Origin of the sequence: Thiothrix fructosivorans, assembly GCF_017349355.1 — a bacterium.
Lineage (GTDB): Bacteria > Pseudomonadota > Gammaproteobacteria > Thiotrichales > Thiotrichaceae > Thiothrix > Thiothrix fructosivorans.
On the sequence record NZ_JAFMPM010000006.1, the window covers coordinates 1084730 to 1102875 of the forward strand.

Consider the following 18146-nt stretch of genomic DNA (forward strand, 5'->3'; position numbering starts at 1 on the left):
GAGCAAAGCATGAGCCAACATTACGATTTAATCGCCATCGGCGCGGGCAGCGGTGGTTTGTCAGTGGTCGAAAAGGCTGCGAAACATGGCGCAAAGTGCGCGGTCGTGGAAGTCAATGACGACCTCGGCGGTACGTGCGTCAATCGGGGTTGCGTCCCCAAAAAAGTGATGTGGTTTGCCGCGAACTTGGCTCATGCCCAGCACGACGCACAGGATTACGGTTTCGCCACGGTTCCCGGCAAGCTCGATTGGGGCAAGCTGGTGAACAAGCGCGATAATATGATCGGCGGCATTACCGACTGGTACATGGATAGCTTTTTGTCCGAAGCGGGCATTGACCTGATCCAAGGGCAAGCGCGTTTTGTCGATGCGAAAACGCTGGACGTCAACGGCGAAACTTACACCGCTGACCACATTGTGATTTCCACGGGTGGTCGCCCGATTGTGCCGACCGATATTCCCGGCGCGGAACATGGTATTAGCTCCGACGGCTTTTTCGAGCTGGACGAGCAGCCTGCGAAAGTCGCGGTTGTCGGCGGCGGTTACATTGCGCTGGAATTGGCGGGTGTGCTGAATGCCCTCGGTTCAGAAACGCACATGCTACACCAAGGTTTTCCTGTGCTAATTGGTTTCGATAGCCTGATGCAGAAAACCCTGCGCACGCAAATGGAAGCTGATGGCATTGTGTTCAATGACACGGCGAAAATTGCCAGCGTGGAAAAGCAGGCTGACGGCAAACTTACCGTGAACTATGCCGATGGCAGCACGTTAAGTGATTTGGATCAGTTGTTGTGGGCGATTGGTCGCAAAACCAACACCGACGATATTGGTTTGGAAAACATTGGTTTGGCGCTTGCCTCTGGTGGTTTCATCGACGTGAACGACTATCAGGAAACCAGCGTTCCCGGTGTTTACGCGATTGGTGACATTATCAATAAGCGCGGGGTGCAACTGACTCCGGTAGCGATTGCGGCAGGTCGTCGTTTAGGTGATCGTTTATTTGGTGGCATGAAAGATCGTAAGTTGGACTACAGCCTGATTCCCACCGTCATGTTCACGCATCCGCCGATTGGCACGATTGGTCTGTCGGAAGAAGCGGCGCGGGAACAATACGGTGAGGCGGTGAAGGTATACAGCACCGAATTCACCCCGATGTATTATTCCTTCGTTAAGCACAAGGCCAAAACGGCGATGAAGTTGGTCGTGGTCGGTGAAGACGAAAAAATCGTCGGCTGCCACGCGATTGGTTTGGGTGTGGATGAGATGATGCAAGGTTTCGCGGTTGCTATCCGCATGGGTGCAACCAAGCAGGACTTTGACGACACCATCGCGATTCACCCTGTCAGCGCCGAAGAAATGGTGACGATGAAGTAATCCCCGCAGGGGCAGACCCCATGTCTGCCCTTTTTTACGCTCTGTGCTAATACAACTGCTTGCCCAGTGCCATGACCTTTTTGACGAGCTTTTTGTGGCTGACGCTGTTGACCACGAAAACCGTGTGTTGTGTTTGCAAGGCATTCAGCAAGTCTTGCTGCAAACGGGTGTCGTTCATGACAAAGCCTTTGATTTTGACTGCGATGACAAACACGGGGTCTTGCGCGAAATTGCGTAGGCGTTTTTGTGCGACCCACACTTCGCTGACCTTGACGTGGTGGTGTAGCCCGCCGAGGAGTTCACGTTCAAACTCGTAGCCTGCTTCTTCCACCGCTGCGGGGGCGATCAGAATATCCACGTCATCCAGCACCGCCCGCTCTTGTTCGGCTTCCTGCATTAAATCGCTGGCGGATTCTAGGCGGATCAGCCAATTCTGCGCTTGCTGAGTTTGCTGTTCGCGGGTGTAATAACGCCACGCCGCATCGGCGGCATACACGCGCAACGCCGGATTTTTCATGGCTTTTTCGAGGTAACGAATCCCCGTCATATTATTTTGTTCCAGCAATAAACGCCCGATGGCGAGGTCGGCGTCGCTGTCATCGGGGTTATTCGCGGCGTACTGCATGTACAACGCCAGCGCATCTTCTTCCGGCAAGTAACGTTCGGTCAAGTTGGCAAGCTGCCATTGTTCGTCAGCACTCAGCGTGTGGTAGTCGCGGTTATTCATGTCAGCAACGCTGTGCTGCGCGGCTTGGGCGCGTTGGTAGAAAGCTTCCCATTGCGCGGCATTTTCATTGATCCATTGCTGGTTGAAATGCTGAATCACGCGTTTGGCTTCGCTGCCTAGCCACAGAATCGCCTTGCTATCGTCGGTTTCTGGCTGCATTCCGGTGGCTTTGAGCGCTTTTAAGCGTTCCATCAAGGACGGATGCGTATCGGCGGGGTCCGTTTTCTGGGTGAGGACGGTGCGCAAATGGTGTTTGAAGGTGTCATCTTGCGCCGGTGGCTGGCGGTAGAATTGCTGCAATTGTGTGTAGGTGGTTTGTTCGGGTTGCGCTTGCGTGTGTGCTTTGCGGAAAAACGGTTTCCAGAAATGGGTGCTGGTGAATTCACCGTACACGTACACAGCAACCAAGGCGGAGGCGGTGGTGTCACGCGAGGTGAGTTTGCTGGCAAGGGCATCGGCTTCGTATTCGTTACTACGCGCTAATACGTAGGAATAGCCTGCAAAATAGGGGTTGTACCAATCCAGAAAGCGTCGGATTAGCCCCGTTCCCCACGCGTTGGATTGGTGAAATGCGGTGCTGATTTGCGCCCAACTGCGCCGGACGCGGTAAATCCAACCTGCAAATTTGCTGTGATTGCCGGATAGGTGTGCGAGTTCGTGCGCCAATACGGCACGCGTTTGCGCGGGGGACAATGCCAGCAACAGTTCTAGCCCAAGGATTAGCGTATTCTGGTACGGGCCAAGAATACCCAGCCGTGGGGTTTGCGCAATCGCGGCATTCAGGGCGGGCGTGAGTAAAAGGGTGTGGATGGGGGGCGTAGCGAGTTGCGTGTGTAAGGCATCGACTTCTGCCCATACCTGTGGAAACTCCTGTCGGGTTAATTCGTAGCCAGTCGGTGCATCAATACGCACTAACAGGGAACGCACTAAGACCCAGATCACGCCGCCGAGTACGATAAACAGCTTGCTTTTGAACAGCAATAACAACACCGCTGAGCTGCTGAACGCTAACCAGAGTGTGCCGCCTGCGAGGGCAATGACTAACGCGAGCAGCCCGAAAATAACACTGTAACCCAACAACGCCAGCCATTGCAGGTGACGTTTGTAGGTGGTGGGGTGTTGTGCCATTTCTTGTTCGGCACGCTGCACCAGTTCTTCAAACTGTTGACGGTATTCGGTCGAGGTTTTCATGCGCTGACGGCTCAATTTTATGGGGGTTATTGGTGAAGAGAGCGTAACAAATTTTACGGGAATGCTGCCGTTTTTCGGATTGTAGGCACTATACTCAGCGCATTATTGACGATAAAACGGATAGTTATGCGGTTAATACGCCTTGCTCTTGTGTGTTTTTGCTGCGGTCTTGGCGGTGTGGTGCAGGCGAATGAGCCTGCGTGGCGCAAGATTGTTTACCAAGTGCCTGCCGAAACGTCTGCTGCCGCGCAGATGGCGAGTAAACAGTACGACTTGTTCGCTTTTTTTGTGAGTAATGCGTTGCAGGGCAAAGGTAAAAAGGATTTTGAGACGGTTGCTAAGCGCGTTAAGAATAAGATTCAGTGGAAGGATAATAATGGCACGAATGCTTACAACGAGGCATTTTTGCGTTCCTTGCCGTTTGTGAAAGCGGTGGATTTGCAGGGGATGCCGGATAGCATTTTGTTGATTCCGTATCTGGAATCGCAGTGGCATCCGAAGCGTGGCGACAAAGCAGGGGATTACGGTTACTGGCAACTCACGCCAGAAGTGTTGAAGGAAATTCAAACACTGGATTACGTGCCGACGGCGCTGAAAACCACGGGGATCAATAAGCTCCGTGCCGATGCGACTCTGAGTACGCAAGCGGCACAGGTGCATTTACACCGGTATCATTTCTATTTTGCCAATGTGGCGGGATTTACGGAAAGCGATGCGTGGTTATTGACGTTTACGGCGTTTAATTGGGGGGCGGGGAATGTGAAACGGATGCTGGCGGCTATGCAGAGCGAGGGCATTGAGGCGAATTTCGCCAATTTCTACCACCGTTTGTACGCTGCACACCAAGCCAAGCCGGATGACATTTCCTTACGGGCAGGGGTCGAATACGTGCCGAGCTTGTGGAATATTGCGCAGTTGCTTAAGGATTCGCACTAGCATGACGGCTGACCCACTCATTTTCTATCACCTTGCGATTGCGTTGGGGATTGGTTTGTTGATCGGGGTGGAGCGTGGTTGGCAACATCGCGCTGCCCCTGATGGTCAGCGGGTCGCTGGGGTGCGTACTTATGGCTTGTTAGGTTTGTTGGGAGGGTGTAGCGCCCTGTTGGCGGAGCAATTGGGCGCGATGGTGGTCGGGTTGATGTTCATCGGGGTGGCGGGGGCGTTGACCGCTATTTACAGTGCCAACCTGCGTGAAAGTCATGGTGAGGATGTGAGTATCACCAGCTTGGTGGCCGGTTTACTGGTATTCGTGTTTGGCCTGATGGCAACCGGCGGTATGCAGGAGGCAGCAGTGGCAGCAGGCGTGGTGACGATGGCATTGCTGACCTACAAACCGCAATTGCATCGCTGGGTTCATGCGTTGGAAGAAAGCGAAGTACGGGCAGGCACGCAGTTGCTGCTGATTTCGGCGGTAATCTTGCCCATTTTGCCGCATCAGGGGTATGGACCTTGGCAGGCGTTGAATCCTTACGAATTGTGGTGGATGGTGGTGCTGATTGCGACCATTTCCTTCGTGGGCTATTTTGCGCTCAAGCTGGGCGGAGCACGCAAAGGTGCATTGTTGACGGGGTTATTGGGCGGGTTGGTGTCTTCGACGGCGTTGACCCTGAACTTTTCACGCCTCGCTCACCAAAAACAGGCATTAGCGCCCTTGCTGGCAACCGGTATTCTGTTGGCATGTGGCACGATGTTGCCCCGAATATTGTTGGTGGCAAGCGTGCTTAACCCGTCAATGTTTGCCTCGTTGTGGTTGCCGCTGACCCTGATGGCAGTGCTGACGTATGTGCCTGCGTTGGTGTACTGGTTTGTTATGCGCCACCAGCAAGGCGCTGATCCGCAGGTTATGCTGCAAAATCCGCTGGAATTACGCACGGCTATCCTGTTCGGGGGCTTATTGGCGGTCATTATGTTGTTGGGCAAAGCGTTTCAGGATTGGGTGGGCGCTGCTGGTGTGCTGTTATTAGCAGCCGCTTCCGGGGTGGCGGATGTGGATGCGATTACCCTGTCGCTGGCACGTATGAGCCTGAACGGTAATGGCTTGGCACTTCCCACTGCTGTGTTTGGCATTGTGCTGGCGACAGCGGTCAATTCACTGGTGAAAGCAGGCATAGTGCTGAGTATCGGTGGCTGGGAAATCGGCTGGCGGGTGGGAATGCCACTGCTGCTGGCGGCAGTGATGGGCATTAGCGTCGCGTGGTATCAGTGGTTAGCGACGGGTTGACGTTAGTACAACAAAAACGGCTGGCGGCTGATTTCCCACGCGTGTTCATCTGGCAAAGCGAGCGCATCCAAATCCGCAGGAGTCGCTTGCGCATTATCCACCCATTCGCGTAATAGCGGTGAACCGTTGATCACGTCAATCGCCAGCTTGCCGAATTCGTATTCGTAGGGAAAATCACGCCACAATGGGTAGTCGGGGTAGAGTTGGCGAATCGCTTTGAACGCCAAGGCTTGCACACGCCACGGGCGGAACGCGGCATGGTGGTAATGCGGTGCTTCGACGTGGATTTGCACACCGGCACACAGCTTGCCCATGTGTTTGTGGAAGGTGGGTTCAAACCAGCATTCGCGTAGAACGCAGCCTTGCAACCAGTGCGGGGCAAGCGTTTGCATGGTGTTGATGACGGCACGTGCATCTATATCCGGTGCGCCGAATAGTTCTAACGGGCGGGTGGTGCCACGGCCTTCGGAGAGGGTTGCGCCTTCCAACATCACCGTTCCGGCGTAGCAGCGTGCCATCGACAGATTAGGGGCGTTGGGGCTGGGGTTGATCCATTCACGTTTACCAAGCGGCCAGCCATAACCGGGGGCGAGATCCGGTTGCCAGCCTTCCATGCCGATGACGCGGTATTCCATGTCGAGTTTGAGGGTGCGGGTGAACCATAAGCCGAGTTCGCCCATCGTTAAGCCGTGGCGCATGGGCATTGCGCCTGCACCGACGAAACTTTCCCAACCTGCGCGTAAGGTTAAGCCTTCGATGGGGCGACCGGCAGGATTAGGGCGATCCAGCACCCAGATGGCTTTGCCGTGTTGCGCGGCGGCTTCTAGCACGTAGCGCAGCGTGGTGATGAAGGTGTAAATGCGGCAACCCAAATCTTGCAAATCCACCAGCAACACGTCGAAGGTATCAAGCATTGCCGCTGTGGGGCGACGTACTTCACCGTACAGGCTGAAAATGGGAATGCCGTGTTGCGGGTCGATGACATCGGGTGATTCCATCATATTGTCTTGTTTGTCGCCTTTGATGCCATGCTGGGGGCCAAACGCGGCGCTTAATGTTATGTCTGGCAAGGCAACGATGGCATCCAGCGCATGGGTGAGATCGGCAGTGACCGAAGCAGGATGCGCCAGTAATGCCACACGCTTGCCGCGCAAGGGGGCGCGAAGGCTGGCATCATGGAGAAAGCGATCAAGACCAAATTGCATGTGTAAATCCGTCACGATGATGAAAATCCGGGCGTTTGGTCGGATGTGCCAATGCCCAATACGTTTTCTCGCCCGCCGCTGTTTCGAGTACCGCCGTTAAGCCCAGTTGCAACGGTTGATGCGCTGGATTCGCCGGAAAATCCGCTACGGCAAGGTGAATATCGACCAATAGTTGCCCAGTCGTACCAGTCGTTACCATACGCGGTGCGTGGCTGGTTTGCCAGTCCACCCGCTGCCGATAGTCGCTAAACGCATACGCCGCCCATTGATGCGATGGCGAAAAATTAAACTCATGATACGCCGCGCTATTTAATACACCAATAAAGGCTTCAAAGCAAGTGTGTTCCCATAAGCCATCGACAGCGGCAGGTATTTGCGGCGCGGGGATACGTAGTTGCTGTAAATCCCCGCGCAAGGTGTAGCAGAGATGCCAGCCAGCGTTTACCCGCGTCATAGCAACATGCAGCGACTCGACCGCAGGGCAGGGTGTGGTGGGGTGGGGGATAAGTGTCAGCATATGGTGTGTCTCAAGGTAAGTTATCGCTATACTATGATTCTATAAGCACAAGCACACACTACAGTTTAACAAGGACAGCAGCATGAATATGACAAAAGTCGCCGATTTTTGGCGTGCGATGTTTTATTTCACCTCCACCGTGACGATGGGAATTATCTTATATCTGCTGGTCGTGGTGTGGCAGCCGTTGTGGACAGGTGGGTTTACGGATTTTGGCAATATCAGCAAAGCCATCAGCCATTTGGATGAAACCGCTAAACCTGCCGCACAAATGGCCCCCCAGATGCTGGAACAGATCACCCAAATGAACCAGTCGGTGCGTAACATGGATCAAAACATCAACCAAATGCGGATGGTAATGGCGTATCAGATGGGCGCGATGAATGCGCAGATGGATCAGATGAATACGCGCATGTCACCGATGGGGATGATGCCGTTTAATTGGTGATGTCGATAAATGGATAAGAAATCCAGACAAGCGGAATATCTGCGGCATCTGGTTTGAAACCGCTACGCCGTCGTTTTTGGTCGATATTTTGCGTAAACGTGCGTTCCATTTGCCTGACCTTGAAGCCGTGCGTATGGATTACAAAGCCTTGGGCGATTTTGATGTGGAACGGCTGCACTTGGAAACACTGTTGTTCCAAACAGGCTACCTAACCATCTTCTCTGGATTCGGCTGGTATTACAGTGTGATGCCGGAAGGTTAGAGCATCATATCGCTGCAATAATCCACGGCTTTGCCCATTTCTGTTTTCAGCCATGTGCCTTGGTTTGCGGTGATTTTTTCATACGATACGGCTAGGGTGCTGTCTGTTTTGTACTCGCAGCCTGCTTGTGCCAGTATTTTGTTTGACTTTTTATCGGTTAATTTCATGGCGGCACTGTAGTTGATGCCATAGCCGTTCGGGTAGACCAGCCAGCGGTTTTTACATCCAGATCAACACCGTTATTCTGAACCTATACAAACCTACTCATGATAGATTTATTGTCAGATTTCTGCTTCATCGAGGCTGCCCAGAGGAACGGCTTGGTTATTGCCATTAAAACTCCCACAGTGGGGGGCTTTACGCTGATGAGGCGACCGCTTGCTCCCCCAGGTCTCACGACCTCTCCACAGACTTTACATCCGGCGTAACTCGCCGTAGGTGATTGTGCTAAAGCAACCGGACTTACCTCTCAAAGCAGGTTCGAGAAAACCGTCAATCTCCCCACTAATGTAGTAGATAGTGCGCTATTTCTCCACATTGATAACGACCAAGTTACCCATTTTGATGATATTTGGATAATTAGGTGCAACTTTTATGCTAACTGTTACTAACCCTCTGTTGGTGCAGCTTGGGTTGTGTATGCCTGTGTTGTTGCTGGTTGGTATTTGGCTAATTCCTTAATAATATTGGCTTCAATGATTTTGGCAGGATCTTCAATGTCTGCGGTGGTGAGGGCGTTTTTGCCACGTCTGATGGAAATACTGGCAGAAACGGCAGCACCGATTGCGCCAAAGGCTACCAACGATGCGACGTTTTGAGTGCTTGTTTCCAGCACGAAATCAGAATTGTCGCTCTGGTTAATGTGCAGCGTTTTGCCTCGTAAGGTTTGTATTTCAGTGTCGCTGACCGCCATTTTTGCGGGAATCGGTGTACAGCCAGTGCCGATGAGTGCCGTTGCGATGACAATGGCAGTAATGTTGGTTTTCATCATGAGTGGTGAACTTATCGGCGATTCCTGCCGTCTTATCTCCCAGAAAATTGCCAATGAAAAACATAATTACGCACCAAGGACAAACAATGAAAAAATTACTACTGACCACGCTTTGCATCGTAGGTTTGCATACAGGCACGGCACAGGCACTATCCATTGCTGGCCTCCCCTTGCCCGACCTACATAATGTTGAAATATCTGGCAACGCCACTTTTGCAGATAAGCCTGTCGCTAATATTCAGGTGGAAGTATTAGCTTATAATTGTTCCGCGCCACTGGAGGTTATCGCCCAAGCAAAAACCGATCAGCACGGGTATTACCGTATATCCTGCCGCAAACCACCCGCTACCGCCAGATTGCCGTGAGTTGGCTAACCCCGACGCTGGCAAGCGGTGTACGGATGACGCGCAGTGCATCAGCAAACATTGCCTCAATGAGCATATTGATGGCACGAGTGATACAAATTTCTGCTCCAGAAATACCGACGACGATATGCACACCTACTTCGACGTAAACGCTACCAATGGCTACTACAACTACGAAAAAAGCTACTACACCATCAGTGCGAGATTGGCTGCCGCTAAGAAGGCTGGCGAGGCTAATCCGCCTATTGAGCGTGAGCAGCCAAGCGGTTGGTGGTTTCAACAAGTCAGCCCAACCCTTGACGGCACGAACAAATAATGAAAAAGTCCCTGATTCTACTCATCTTTCTTGCTGCTACCGGCGGGATATTTCTCACCCTATTTCCCGACAAGGTGGCAACCGTCATGGATTACGTGAAGCTACAAATCACCAGTAAATACAGCGTGGCGCAACGGCTGGAACAATTCGGCACTGCCGCCAGCCAACGCCTTGCCCCGCACTTCCAGCAAGCAGGCGTGGCGTTCCCACCGACCTCCATCACCTTGCTGGCATTCAAGGACAGCAAACGGCTGGAACTCTACGCCCGTGACCCGCAAGGCGCGTGGCAACAGGTACAAACCTACCCGATTCAAGCCGCCAGCGGGGTATTGGGGCCGAAACTACGCGAGGGTGATAAACAAGTGCCGGAGGGTATTTACGCCATCGAATCACTCAACCCCAACAGCCTGTTCCACGTATCGCTGCGCCTCAATTACCCCAACGCTGTTGACCGCGAGCGGGGGCTAGCTGACGGGCGCGACAAGCTGGGGTCGGACATTATGATTCACGGCAAAGCCAAATCCATCGGCTGTCTGGCAATGGGCGATGTGGCGGCAGAAGAATTGTTTGCGCTGGCGGCGTGGGTCGGCAAGGAAAGCGTGCGCGTGGTGATTGCCCCGACCGATTTCCGGCAAACGGCAGCAGCAAGCGTGCCAGCCGCGAATTTGCCCGCGTGGACAGAGGGTCTTTACCAAAACCTGCGTACAGAACTCGCGCAATACCTGTTAGAAAAGCACCTTGAATAATCTTGGATCAACACATGACCTCTCGTCAACGTTTCGACCTAATTCTACTGGCTGCACTGTGGGGCGGCTCGTTTATGTTTATGCGCTACGCCACGCCGGAATTTGGGGCGTTTGCTTTAGTGTGGCTGCGTGTGGCGATTGCGGCGGGGTGTTTGCTGCCGCTGTTGCTGTGGCGCGGGCAGGTGCATATTTTGTGGGAAAATGCGGGGGCGATGCTGTTGCTGGGTGTATTCAGCACGGCGTTGCCGTTTGTGTTGATTGCGTGGGCAATGTTGTCGCTGACATCGGGGCTGGCGTCGATTTTGAATGCTACCACGCCAATTTTTACCGCGATCATGGCGGCGTGGTGGTTGCGTGATCGCTTGGATAGGTCGCGGATGTTGGGGTTGGCGATTGGCTTTGCGGGCGTGTTGCTGTTGGCGGCGGATAAGGCGGAGTTTCACGTCGGCGGGTCAGGTTGGGCGTTGGTGGCGATGTTACTGGCTACGTTATCGTATGGGTTTGGGGCAAATCTGACACGGCGGCATTTGAGCCATGTGCCGCCATTGGCGAATGCGGCGGGTTCGCAGTTGGTGTCAGCGGTGGTGTTATTGCCGTTAGCGGTGTGGTGGTGGCCGGAAACCGTACCGAGTACGGGCGCGTGGTTGGCGGTGCTGGCGTTGGGCATTGGTTGTACGGCGTTGGCGTTTATGCTGTTTTTTCGCTTAATTGCGCAAGTGGGGGCGGCGCGTGCGATCACGGTCACATTTTTGATTCCGGTGTTTGGTATTGTGTGGGGTGGTTTGTTTTTGCACGAAAGCGTTACGCTGTCGATGTTGCTTGGTGGCAGCGTGGTGGTGTTAGGTACGGCATTGGCAACGGGTGTGCTCAAAGTGTTTAAACCGCGTTAGGACGGTGGGGAATTAAGATGCTGACAATGTGGCTTGAAATTTAGCGGATAGTGGCATTATTTAGCCTGTGCACTTGCAACATTGTCGACACTTGTTGATAATTCGCAACCTTCAGCACTGACCAAAGGCGGTTGGTGTACTTCCCCTCAAGAGCGTTGTTGCAAGACATGAAAATCAGTAAAGGTCTGGATTTGCCCATTATTGGCAAGCCGGAACAAGCGGTTTATGCACATCCAGCCCCTCAGACCGTTGCCGTATTGGGGCGTGACTTCCACGACTTGCGCCCCGCATTGCAAGTTCAGGAAGGGGATCGGGTAAAACGTGGACAAGTTCTGTTCACTGACCGCAAGCATCCGGGCGTTAATTTCACCTCACCGGGCGGCGGTGTCGTCAAGTCGATTAATCGGGGGGCGAAGCGCGTCTTAAACGCGGTCATCATCCAGTTAGACGACCGAGAAGAAGACGTTGCGTTCACCGCGTATTCCCCCGCCGACTTGGCGACACTGGATGCCGAGACGATTCGCCAGCAATTGCTGGATTCGGGGCAGTGGATTGCCTTCCGCACCCGCCCCTACAGCAAAGCCCCTTCCGCAGATAGTACGCCAGCCTCTATTTTCGTCACCGCTATTGATACCTATGCGATGTCAGCCGACCCGCTGGTAATCCTCCATGCCGAAAGCGCTGCGTTCCAACAGGGTTTGCAATTGCTGACGAAACTTGCGCCTAAGGTGTTTGTGAATCATGCGGAAGGCGCGGCGATTCCTCGCGTTGAAGCCAGCAATATCACTTACACCGGCTGGTCGGGACCACATCCGGCAGGTTTGCCCGGTACGCACATCCATTTCCTTGACCCGGTAAGCGAACACAAAACCGTGTGGCATATTGGCTATCAAGACGTGATTGCGATTGGCAAGTTGTTTACCACCGGCAAATTGTACGTGGATCGGGTGATTTCCCTCGCAGGCCCGACGGTGTTAAAGCCGCGCCTGATTCGTACCCGTTTGGGCGCAAGTACTGACGATATGCTCGAAGGGCAACTCGATTGCCAGCAATGCCGCGTGATTGCGGGTTCATTGCTGGCGGGTTTCCGTGCCGCTGGTTGGAGTGCGTATCTGGGACGTTACACCGTGCAAGTCGCGGTCGTGCCGGAAGGACAGCCGCGTGTATTTATGCACTGGCTCAACCCGCTGCTCAAACAGTTTTCTACCTTGAACGTCTTCTTCAGCCGTGGGGTGCGTCAGCAGCAATTTGCCATGAGCACGACGCAACACGGTAGCCATCGCGCCATGGTGCCGTTGGGCAATTACGAAGAAGTCATGCCGCTGGATATTTTGCCGACACAATTGCTGCGCTCCTTACTGGTACGCGACACGGTGATGGCGCAACAGCTTGGCGCCTTGGAACTGGATGAAGACGATCTGGCGCTGTGTACCTTTGTGTGCCACAGCAAATACGAATACGGCCCCGCGTTACGCGACTGCCTGCGAATGCTGGAAAAGGGGGAGTAACCATGTCAGACAAACTACGTCGCTTATTGGATAAGGTCGAACCCAAGTTCGCTCGTGGCGGCAAATACCATCGGTACTACGGGCTGTTCGAGATGATCGATACCCTGTTGTATAGCCCACCCAACCGTACCATTGGCGCACCGCATGTGCGTGACGCACTCGATTTGAAGCGGGTGATGGGCTATGTGTGGCTGGCAACCTTTCCGGTTATGTTCATGGCGTGTTTCAACACGGGCTACCAAGCGAACCTTGCGATGCAGTCCATGGGGTTGGAACATGCTATCGGTTGGCGTGGCACGATCATGGATATGGTCGGCTACGACCCCAAGAGCTTTTTCGATAACTTTTTGCACGGCTTGCTGTATTTCTTACCCGTCTATATGACCACGTTCATTGTGGGTGGGATAGCGGAAGTCGCATTTGCGCTGGTGCGTGGGCATGAGGTTAACGAAGGCTTTTTCGTTACTTCCATCCTGTATTCACTGGTATTGCCACCCGATATTCCGTTGTGGATGGTCGGCATGGGAATCTTGTTCGGGGTGATTCTCGGCAAGGAAGTGTTTGGCGGTACGGGTAAAAACTTCATCAATCCGGCGTTGGCTGGACGGGCGTTTCTGTTTTTTGCGTATCCTGCGTTCATGTCTGGCGATGCAGTCTGGGTAGCGGTGGATGGCTATTCCGGTGCAACCACCTTATCCGCCGCCGCCATCGGTGGAATGCAGGCGGTCACGGTGAGCTGGTGGGATGCGTTTATTGGGCTTGAACCCGGTTCATTGGGAGAAACCTCGACGCTGGCAATCCTCATCGGTGGCGCGTTCTTGCTGTTCACCAAGATTGCGAGTTGGCGCATTGTGTCGGGGGTCATGTTCGGCATGATCATGATGACGATTTTGCTGAATACCATCGGCAGCGATACCAACCCGATGTTTGCGATGCCGTGGTGGTGGCACTTGGTCACGGGCGGGTTTGCGTTCGGGATGATGTTCATGGCGACTGATCCGGTGACGGCAGCACACACCAATGCGGGGCGTTGGTGGTACGGCGTATTGATTGGGGTCATGGTGATTCTGATTCGCGTGGTGAATCCGGCGTTCCCTGAAGGCATGATGCTCGCGATTTTGTTTGCGAATATGTTTGCGCCGTTGATGGATTACACCGTGATGAAAGCCAATATCAAACGTCGCCTGAAGCGTCAAACGGTGGGGGTGAAATCATGAGTCTGGTACGTCAATTCTTAGACATGCCTAACGACAGCAAGCAAAAGACGTTTATTGTCGCTTTGCTGCTGTGTTTGGTGTGTTCCGTCGCGGTATCTGCTGCCGCCGTGGCGTTAAAGCCAGTGCAAGATACCAATAAGTTGCTGGATAAAAAGCGCAATATTTTGCAAATCGCAGGCTTGGAGCAACCGGGTAAATCGGTGGAAGAAGCCTTCCAGCAAGTTGAAGCCAAAGTGGTGGATTTGCAAACGGGCGACTACGTGGACGGTGTGAATGCCGATACGTTTGATGCGCGTGCTGCCTCGGTTGACCCCAAGCAAAACGTGGTGCTGACCAAAGAGCAAGACATTGCCTCGATCAAACGCCGTGCTAAATACGCTACGGTGTATCTGGTGAAAGATGCGCAAGGCAAGGTCGAAAAGCTGATTTTGCCGATTCATGGCTACGGCTTGTGGTCAACGTTGTACGGTTTCCTTGCTCTCAAAGGTGATGCGAATACCGTGGTAGGCATGGGTTTCTATGAACACGCGGAAACCCCCGGTTTGGGCGGCGAAGTCGATAACCCTGCATGGAAAGACTTGTGGAAAGACAAGCAAGTATTCAACGCCAATGGCGAAGTTGCCTTGCGCGTCATGAAAGGTGCAGCGCCTGCGGGTGACCCGAAAGCGGTGCATGAAATTGATGCGCTGTCCGGTGCGACCTTGACCAGCCGTGGCGTGGATAATCTGGTGCATTTCTGGATGGGTGAAAATGGTTTTGCCCCTTACCTGCAAAAATTCCGAACTAATCCTCAGGGAGGTGGCGTATGAGTCTTAGCCCCGAAGCCCGCAAAGTGTTAACTGAGCCGCTGATTGGGAATAACCCGATTACGCTGCAAATTCTGGGTATCTGTTCCGCGTTGGCAGTGACCAGTTCCATGAAAACCGCGCTGCTGATGGCAGTCGGTTTGACCACGGTAACGGCGTTTTCCAATGCTTTTATCAGTGCGGTGCGTAATCACACGCCCGGTAGCATTCGTATTATTGTGCAAATGACCATCATCGCTTCTTTGGTTATCGTGGTCGATCAGTTGATGAAAGCCTATGCGTTCAGTACTGCAAAACAGCTCTCGGTGTTTGTCGGCTTGATCATTACCAACTGCATCGTGATGGGGCGAGCAGAAGCCTACGCCATGCAAAATCCGCCGGGGATCAGTTTCCTCGATGGGATAGGCAATGGCTTGGGTTACAGCATTATCTTGGTGGGTGTGGCATTTGTGCGTGAATTGTTTGGCGCAGGTTCGTTGTTCGGTTACGAATTGCTGACGCTGACCAAGCATGGCGGTTGGTACACGCCGAACAGTTTGCTGTTATTGCCGCCGAGTGCGTTCTTCCTGATTGGGCTGCTGATTTGGATTATCCGCACCAAGTACCCCGCGCAGCAGGAAGTCCACGACTTCAAGATTCATGAGAAACACGGCTTGGGGAATCGCTGATATGGAAGCCTTATTAAGTCTTTTCGTTAAGTCTGTTTTCATTGAAAACATGGCGCTGACGTTCTTTTTGGGGATGTGTACGTTTATCGCCATTTCCAAAAAGATCGAAACGGCAGTGGGTTTGGGGATTGCAGTGGTGATCGTGCAAGCGATTACCATGCCTGCCAATAACCTGATTCTGAATGTATTTCTCAAAGAAAACGTGTTGCTGGAAGGCGTGGATTTGCGCTTTCTGGGCTTGATCAGCTATATCGCGATCATTGCAGCGATTGTGCAAGTGCTGGAAATGGCGATGGATAAATTCGTACCATCACTGTATCAGGCGTTGGGGATTTACTTGCCACTGATTACGGTCAACTGCGCGATTTTGGGCGGTACGCTGTTCATGGTCGAGCGGGATTACACCTTCACCGAAAGCGTTGTGTACGGTTTCGGCAGCGGCTTTAGCTGGATGCTGGCGATTGTGGTGCTAGCGGGCGTGCGCGAACGCCTCAAATACAGCGATGTTCCCGCCGGTTTGCAAGGCTTGGGGATTATTTTTATTACCGTCGGGTTGATGTCGTTGGGCTTTATGTCCTTCTCCGGCATCCAGTTGTAGGAGTGAGGCAATGACAACCGTTTTATTGGGGGTAGCCTTTTTTACCCTAATGATCATCGGCTTGGTGTATGGCATTTTGTTTGCACGTTCCAAACTGGTGGCGACTGGTGACATTCGCATTCTGGTGAATGGCGAGAAAGAACTGATTGTGAAACCCGGCACGAAATTGCTGGGCGCATTGGCGGAAAAAGGGCTGTTTGTGTCCTCTGCCTGTGGTGGCGGCGGTACGTGTGCACAATGCCGTGTGAAGGTGCTGGAAGGTGGCGGGACGTTACTGCCGACTGAAGAAGGTCACATTAACCGTCGCCAAGCAGCGGAAGGCGAGCGTTTGGCGTGTCAGGTGGCGGTTAAGCAAGACATGCGCATCGAAGTGCCGGATGAAGTCTTCGGCGTGAAAAAGTGGCAATGTACGGTGCGTTCCAACGACAATAAGGCGACTTTCATCAAAGAATTGGTGGTGGAATTGCCGAAGGGCGAGAAGATCAACTTCCGCGCCGGTGGTTATATTCAGATCGAATGCCCGCCGTATGATTTGAAATATGCCAGCTTTGATATTCCCCCTAAATTCCGTGGCGACTGGGACAAGTACAAGCTGTGGGACATTGAATCGCATGTGGATGAACCGGTATTGCGTGCCTATTCAATGGCAAGTTACCCCGAAGAAGATGACATTGTGATGCTCAATGTGCGTATTGCAACCCCACCACCGGGTAAGAATGACATCCCAGCGGGCAAAATGTCGTCGTACATTTTTAACCTGAAACCGGGCGATAAAGTGGTCGTTTCCGGGCCATTCGGCGAGTTCTTTGCGCGTGATACCGATAACGAGATGGTGTTTATCGGCGGTGGTGCAGGCATGGCACCGATGCGTTCGCATATCTATGACCAGTTACGCCGTTTGAAAAGTAAGCGTAAAATGTCATTCTGGTACGGAGCACGGAGTCTGCGCGAAGCGTTCTATGTCGATGAATTTGATACCTTAGCAGCGGAAAATCCGAATTTTACCTGGCACATGGGTTTATCCGAACCGCAGTCCGAAGATAATTGGACGGGGTATGTCGGGTTTATTCACGATGTCCTGTATAAGCATTATTTGAAGGATCATGTTGCACCGGAAGAGTGTGAATATTATTTGTGTGGTCCACCGATGATGAATGCCGCCGTGGTGCGGACATTGTTGGATATTGGGGTGGAGCGCGAGAATATCTTGCTGGATGATTTTGGCGGTTAAGCACTAAATGAGTGCAAATTATTGATTCTCTTGTAAAGAGCGGGGTGGACATCCACCCCGAACCGCTAGGAGGAAATGGGTCAAAGATTTGACCCAGCGCAATAGTAGCGCAAAATTAATGGGGATGAAACGTTTTTGCAGTGCAGCATGATAACTAAGTCCTTTACTAAGATTAACGGTGAAAAATGATGAAAATATTTCTTTTAACGTTTTTGATTTTTTTGCTAGCGGTGCTGGGCTTGGCTTTGGGTTGGATATTCAATAGCCGGGTCTTAAAAGGCAGTTGTGGTGGTTTATCGGGTATTCCCGGTATAGAAAAAAGTGACTGTTCCTGTTCTAATCCCTGTGAGAAGCGTAAACAGAAAATGGCACAAGAACAACGCGAAGCCGTTTTGAAGCGGCAGGATATTTTGAAATCTTGAATAAGCTGGAGGAGTCCATCATGGCGGAAGTTTCATTGTCGGTGCGTCATTACATGTCAAGCCGCCTCGCCACCCTGTATGAAAATCAGGATATTCGCGAAGCCGTCAAGATTTTTACCGAGCGCAATCTTTTTGGCGGTGCGGTGATGGACAATCGAGGGAGTCTGGTGGGGATTCTATCCGTCACCGACTGCATTGATGCGGCATTGCGTTCGGGTTATCACTCTGGCTGGCGCGGTACGGTGGGGGAAAAGATGTCGCGGGACATTCGCACGGTGGATGCTGAAGATAGCATTCTCGATGTGGCAAAAATGTTCATGGATGACCATTACCGCCGTTATCCAGTGGTTGATGATAACCGCGTCGTGGGTGTTATTACGCGGTTGGATGTGCTGAAAGCCTTACGCACCGTGAGTGCATCAGGATTTGCAGTGTAAGTA

Annotated in this window: 22 protein-coding genes; 17 read left to right on the plus strand and 5 right to left on the minus strand. The window is 52.7% G+C overall.

Features of this window, described 5'->3' with window-relative positions; all coding sequences use genetic code 11:
- Positions 1 to 9: 9 nt before the first annotated feature.
- Entirely contained in the window at positions 10 to 1374 is a 1365-nt protein-coding gene (gorA, locus tag J1836_RS08705; RefSeq protein ID WP_207250739.1) for a glutathione-disulfide reductase, read from the plus strand.
- Between the two features lie 46 nt (positions 1375 to 1420).
- Here the strand turns inward: gorA and J1836_RS08710 are convergent, their stop codons facing one another.
- Complete coding sequence (locus J1836_RS08710) at positions 1421 to 3292, minus strand: M48 family metallopeptidase (RefSeq protein ID WP_207250740.1); 1872 nt, start codon at positions 3290 to 3292, stop codon at positions 1421 to 1423.
- Positions 3293 to 3418: 126 nt separating this feature from the next.
- On the opposite strand from J1836_RS08710, the gene J1836_RS08715 reads away from it, so the two are divergent.
- Together J1836_RS08715 and J1836_RS08720 are read left to right on the plus strand one after the other, a co-directional pair.
- On the plus strand, positions 3419 to 4228 hold the full coding sequence (locus J1836_RS08715) for a transglycosylase SLT domain-containing protein (RefSeq protein ID WP_207250741.1): 810 nt from the start codon (positions 3419 to 3421) through the stop codon (positions 4226 to 4228).
- Between the two features lies 1 nt (position 4229).
- On the plus strand, positions 4230 to 5516 hold the full coding sequence (locus J1836_RS08720) for an MgtC/SapB family protein (RefSeq protein ID WP_207250742.1): 1287 nt from the start codon (positions 4230 to 4232) through the stop codon (positions 5514 to 5516).
- 2 nt (positions 5517 to 5518) lie between these two features.
- Here J1836_RS08720 and J1836_RS08725 read toward each other — a convergent pair whose 3' ends face one another.
- Together J1836_RS08725 and J1836_RS08730 are read right to left on the minus strand one after the other, a co-directional pair.
- Complete coding sequence (locus tag J1836_RS08725) at positions 5519 to 6721, minus strand: exo-beta-N-acetylmuramidase NamZ family protein (protein WP_207250743.1); 1203 nt, start codon at positions 6719 to 6721, stop codon at positions 5519 to 5521.
- Positions 6705 to 7238, minus strand: a complete 534-nt coding sequence (locus J1836_RS08730; protein WP_207250744.1) for a DOMON-like domain-containing protein — start codon at positions 7236 to 7238, stop codon at positions 6705 to 6707. The genes J1836_RS08725 and J1836_RS08730 overlap by 17 nt, the downstream gene beginning before the upstream one ends.
- Positions 7239 to 7320: 82 nt before the next feature.
- Here J1836_RS08730 and J1836_RS08735 point away from each other — a divergent pair, with 82 nt between their 5' ends.
- A complete protein-coding gene (locus tag J1836_RS08735) occupies positions 7321 to 7686 on the plus strand; it encodes a hypothetical protein (RefSeq protein ID WP_207250745.1) in 366 nt (121 codons plus the stop codon).
- 109 nt (positions 7687 to 7795) lie between these two features.
- Entirely contained in the window at positions 7796 to 7948 is a 153-nt protein-coding gene (locus J1836_RS08740; protein ID WP_207250746.1) for a hypothetical protein, read from the plus strand.
- Here the strand turns inward: J1836_RS08740 and J1836_RS08745 are convergent.
- Together J1836_RS08745 and J1836_RS08750 are read right to left on the minus strand one after the other, a co-directional pair.
- Positions 7945 to 8115: a hypothetical protein gene (locus J1836_RS08745; RefSeq protein ID WP_207250747.1), complete on the minus strand. Its 171-nt coding sequence runs from the start codon at positions 8113 to 8115 to the stop codon at positions 7945 to 7947. The two genes, J1836_RS08740 and J1836_RS08745, sit on opposite strands and share 4 nt — an antisense overlap.
- Positions 8116 to 8555: 440 nt before the next feature.
- Complete coding sequence (locus J1836_RS08750; RefSeq protein ID WP_207250748.1) at positions 8556 to 8939, minus strand: hypothetical protein; 384 nt, start codon at positions 8937 to 8939, stop codon at positions 8556 to 8558.
- 86 nt (positions 8940 to 9025) lie between these two features.
- Between J1836_RS08750 and J1836_RS08755 the strand changes: the two genes are divergently transcribed.
- The 12 genes from J1836_RS08755 (at position 9026) to J1836_RS08810 (ending at position 18143) form a co-directional block, all read left to right on the plus strand.
- Complete coding sequence (locus tag J1836_RS08755) at positions 9026 to 9304, plus strand: hypothetical protein (RefSeq protein WP_207250749.1); 279 nt, start codon at positions 9026 to 9028, stop codon at positions 9302 to 9304.
- Position 9305: 1 nt separating this feature from the next.
- A complete protein-coding gene (locus J1836_RS08760; RefSeq protein ID WP_207250750.1) occupies positions 9306 to 9620 on the plus strand; it encodes a hypothetical protein in 315 nt (104 codons plus the stop codon).
- On the plus strand, positions 9620 to 10366 hold the full coding sequence (locus tag J1836_RS08765) for a L,D-transpeptidase family protein (protein ID WP_207250751.1): 747 nt from the start codon (positions 9620 to 9622) through the stop codon (positions 10364 to 10366). Before J1836_RS08760 ends, J1836_RS08765 begins: the two co-directional genes overlap by 1 nt.
- 14 nt (positions 10367 to 10380) lie before the next feature.
- Positions 10381 to 11256 carry a DMT family transporter gene (locus J1836_RS08770; RefSeq protein WP_207250752.1) on the plus strand — a complete coding sequence of 292 codons (876 nt, stop codon included), beginning with the start codon at positions 10381 to 10383 and terminating at the stop codon, positions 11254 to 11256.
- A 167-nt stretch (positions 11257 to 11423) separates the two neighbouring features.
- A complete protein-coding gene (locus J1836_RS08775) occupies positions 11424 to 12764 on the plus strand; it encodes a Na(+)-translocating NADH-quinone reductase subunit A (protein WP_207250753.1) in 1341 nt (446 codons plus the stop codon).
- Between the two features lie 2 nt (positions 12765 to 12766).
- A complete protein-coding gene (locus tag J1836_RS08780; protein WP_207250754.1) occupies positions 12767 to 13981 on the plus strand; it encodes an NADH:ubiquinone reductase (Na(+)-transporting) subunit B in 1215 nt (404 codons plus the stop codon).
- Complete coding sequence (locus tag J1836_RS08785; RefSeq protein ID WP_207250755.1) at positions 13978 to 14790, plus strand: Na(+)-translocating NADH-quinone reductase subunit C; 813 nt, start codon at positions 13978 to 13980, stop codon at positions 14788 to 14790. The genes J1836_RS08780 and J1836_RS08785 overlap by 4 nt, the downstream gene beginning before the upstream one ends.
- Complete coding sequence (locus J1836_RS08790; protein ID WP_207250756.1) at positions 14787 to 15455, plus strand: NADH:ubiquinone reductase (Na(+)-transporting) subunit D; 669 nt, start codon at positions 14787 to 14789, stop codon at positions 15453 to 15455. Before J1836_RS08785 ends, J1836_RS08790 begins: the two co-directional genes overlap by 4 nt.
- Position 15456: 1 nt before the next feature.
- Entirely contained in the window at positions 15457 to 16053 is a 597-nt protein-coding gene (gene nqrE / locus J1836_RS08795) for an NADH:ubiquinone reductase (Na(+)-transporting) subunit E (protein WP_207250757.1), read from the plus strand.
- Between the two features lie 10 nt (positions 16054 to 16063).
- Positions 16064 to 17284 carry an NADH:ubiquinone reductase (Na(+)-transporting) subunit F gene (gene nqrF, locus J1836_RS08800; protein ID WP_207250758.1) on the plus strand — a complete coding sequence of 407 codons (1221 nt, stop codon included), beginning with the start codon at positions 16064 to 16066 and terminating at the stop codon, positions 17282 to 17284.
- A gap of 185 nt (positions 17285 to 17469) precedes the next feature.
- Entirely contained in the window at positions 17470 to 17706 is a 237-nt protein-coding gene (gene nqrM, locus J1836_RS08805; RefSeq protein ID WP_242632781.1) for a (Na+)-NQR maturation NqrM, read from the plus strand.
- Positions 17707 to 17726: 20 nt separating this feature from the next.
- Positions 17727 to 18143: a CBS domain-containing protein gene (locus tag J1836_RS08810; RefSeq protein WP_207250759.1), complete on the plus strand. Its 417-nt coding sequence runs from the start codon at positions 17727 to 17729 to the stop codon at positions 18141 to 18143.
- Positions 18144 to 18146: the final 3 nt, after the last annotated feature.

Bases quoted from the DNA above. Each gene is read 5' to 3' on its own strand.
- gorA (WP_207250739.1), top strand. From the start codon at position 10: ATGAGCCAACATTACGATTTAATCGCCATCGGCGCGGGCAGCGGTGGT.
- J1836_RS08710 (WP_207250740.1), bottom strand. From the start codon at position 3,292: ATGAAAACCTCGACCGAATACCGTCAACAGTTTGAAGAACTGGTGCAG.
- J1836_RS08715 (WP_207250741.1), top strand. From the start codon at position 3,419: ATGCGGTTAATACGCCTTGCTCTTGTGTGTTTTTGCTGCGGTCTTGGC.
- J1836_RS08720 (WP_207250742.1), top strand. From the start codon at position 4,230: ATGACGGCTGACCCACTCATTTTCTATCACCTTGCGATTGCGTTGGGG.
- J1836_RS08725 (WP_207250743.1), bottom strand. From the start codon at position 6,721: ATGCAATTTGGTCTTGATCGCTTTCTCCATGATGCCAGCCTTCGCGCC.
- J1836_RS08730 (WP_207250744.1), bottom strand. From the start codon at position 7,238: ATGCTGACACTTATCCCCCACCCCACCACACCCTGCCCTGCGGTCGAG.
- J1836_RS08735 (WP_207250745.1), top strand. From the start codon at position 7,321: ATGAATATGACAAAAGTCGCCGATTTTTGGCGTGCGATGTTTTATTTC.
- J1836_RS08745 (WP_207250747.1), bottom strand. From the start codon at position 8,115: ATGAAATTAACCGATAAAAAGTCAAACAAAATACTGGCACAAGCAGGC.
- J1836_RS08750 (WP_207250748.1), bottom strand. From the start codon at position 8,939: ATGATGAAAACCAACATTACTGCCATTGTCATCGCAACGGCACTCATC.
- J1836_RS08755 (WP_207250749.1), top strand. From the start codon at position 9,026: ATGAAAAAATTACTACTGACCACGCTTTGCATCGTAGGTTTGCATACA.
- J1836_RS08765 (WP_207250751.1), top strand. From the start codon at position 9,620: ATGAAAAAGTCCCTGATTCTACTCATCTTTCTTGCTGCTACCGGCGGG.
- J1836_RS08770 (WP_207250752.1), top strand. From the start codon at position 10,381: ATGACCTCTCGTCAACGTTTCGACCTAATTCTACTGGCTGCACTGTGG.
- J1836_RS08775 (WP_207250753.1), top strand. From the start codon at position 11,424: ATGAAAATCAGTAAAGGTCTGGATTTGCCCATTATTGGCAAGCCGGAA.
- J1836_RS08780 (WP_207250754.1), top strand. From the start codon at position 12,767: ATGTCAGACAAACTACGTCGCTTATTGGATAAGGTCGAACCCAAGTTC.
- J1836_RS08785 (WP_207250755.1), top strand. From the start codon at position 13,978: ATGAGTCTGGTACGTCAATTCTTAGACATGCCTAACGACAGCAAGCAA.
- J1836_RS08790 (WP_207250756.1), top strand. From the start codon at position 14,787: ATGAGTCTTAGCCCCGAAGCCCGCAAAGTGTTAACTGAGCCGCTGATT.
- nqrE (WP_207250757.1), top strand. From the start codon at position 15,457: ATGGAAGCCTTATTAAGTCTTTTCGTTAAGTCTGTTTTCATTGAAAAC.
- nqrF (WP_207250758.1), top strand. From the start codon at position 16,064: ATGACAACCGTTTTATTGGGGGTAGCCTTTTTTACCCTAATGATCATC.
- nqrM (WP_242632781.1), top strand. From the start codon at position 17,470: ATGATGAAAATATTTCTTTTAACGTTTTTGATTTTTTTGCTAGCGGTG.
- J1836_RS08810 (WP_207250759.1), top strand. From the start codon at position 17,727: ATGGCGGAAGTTTCATTGTCGGTGCGTCATTACATGTCAAGCCGCCTC.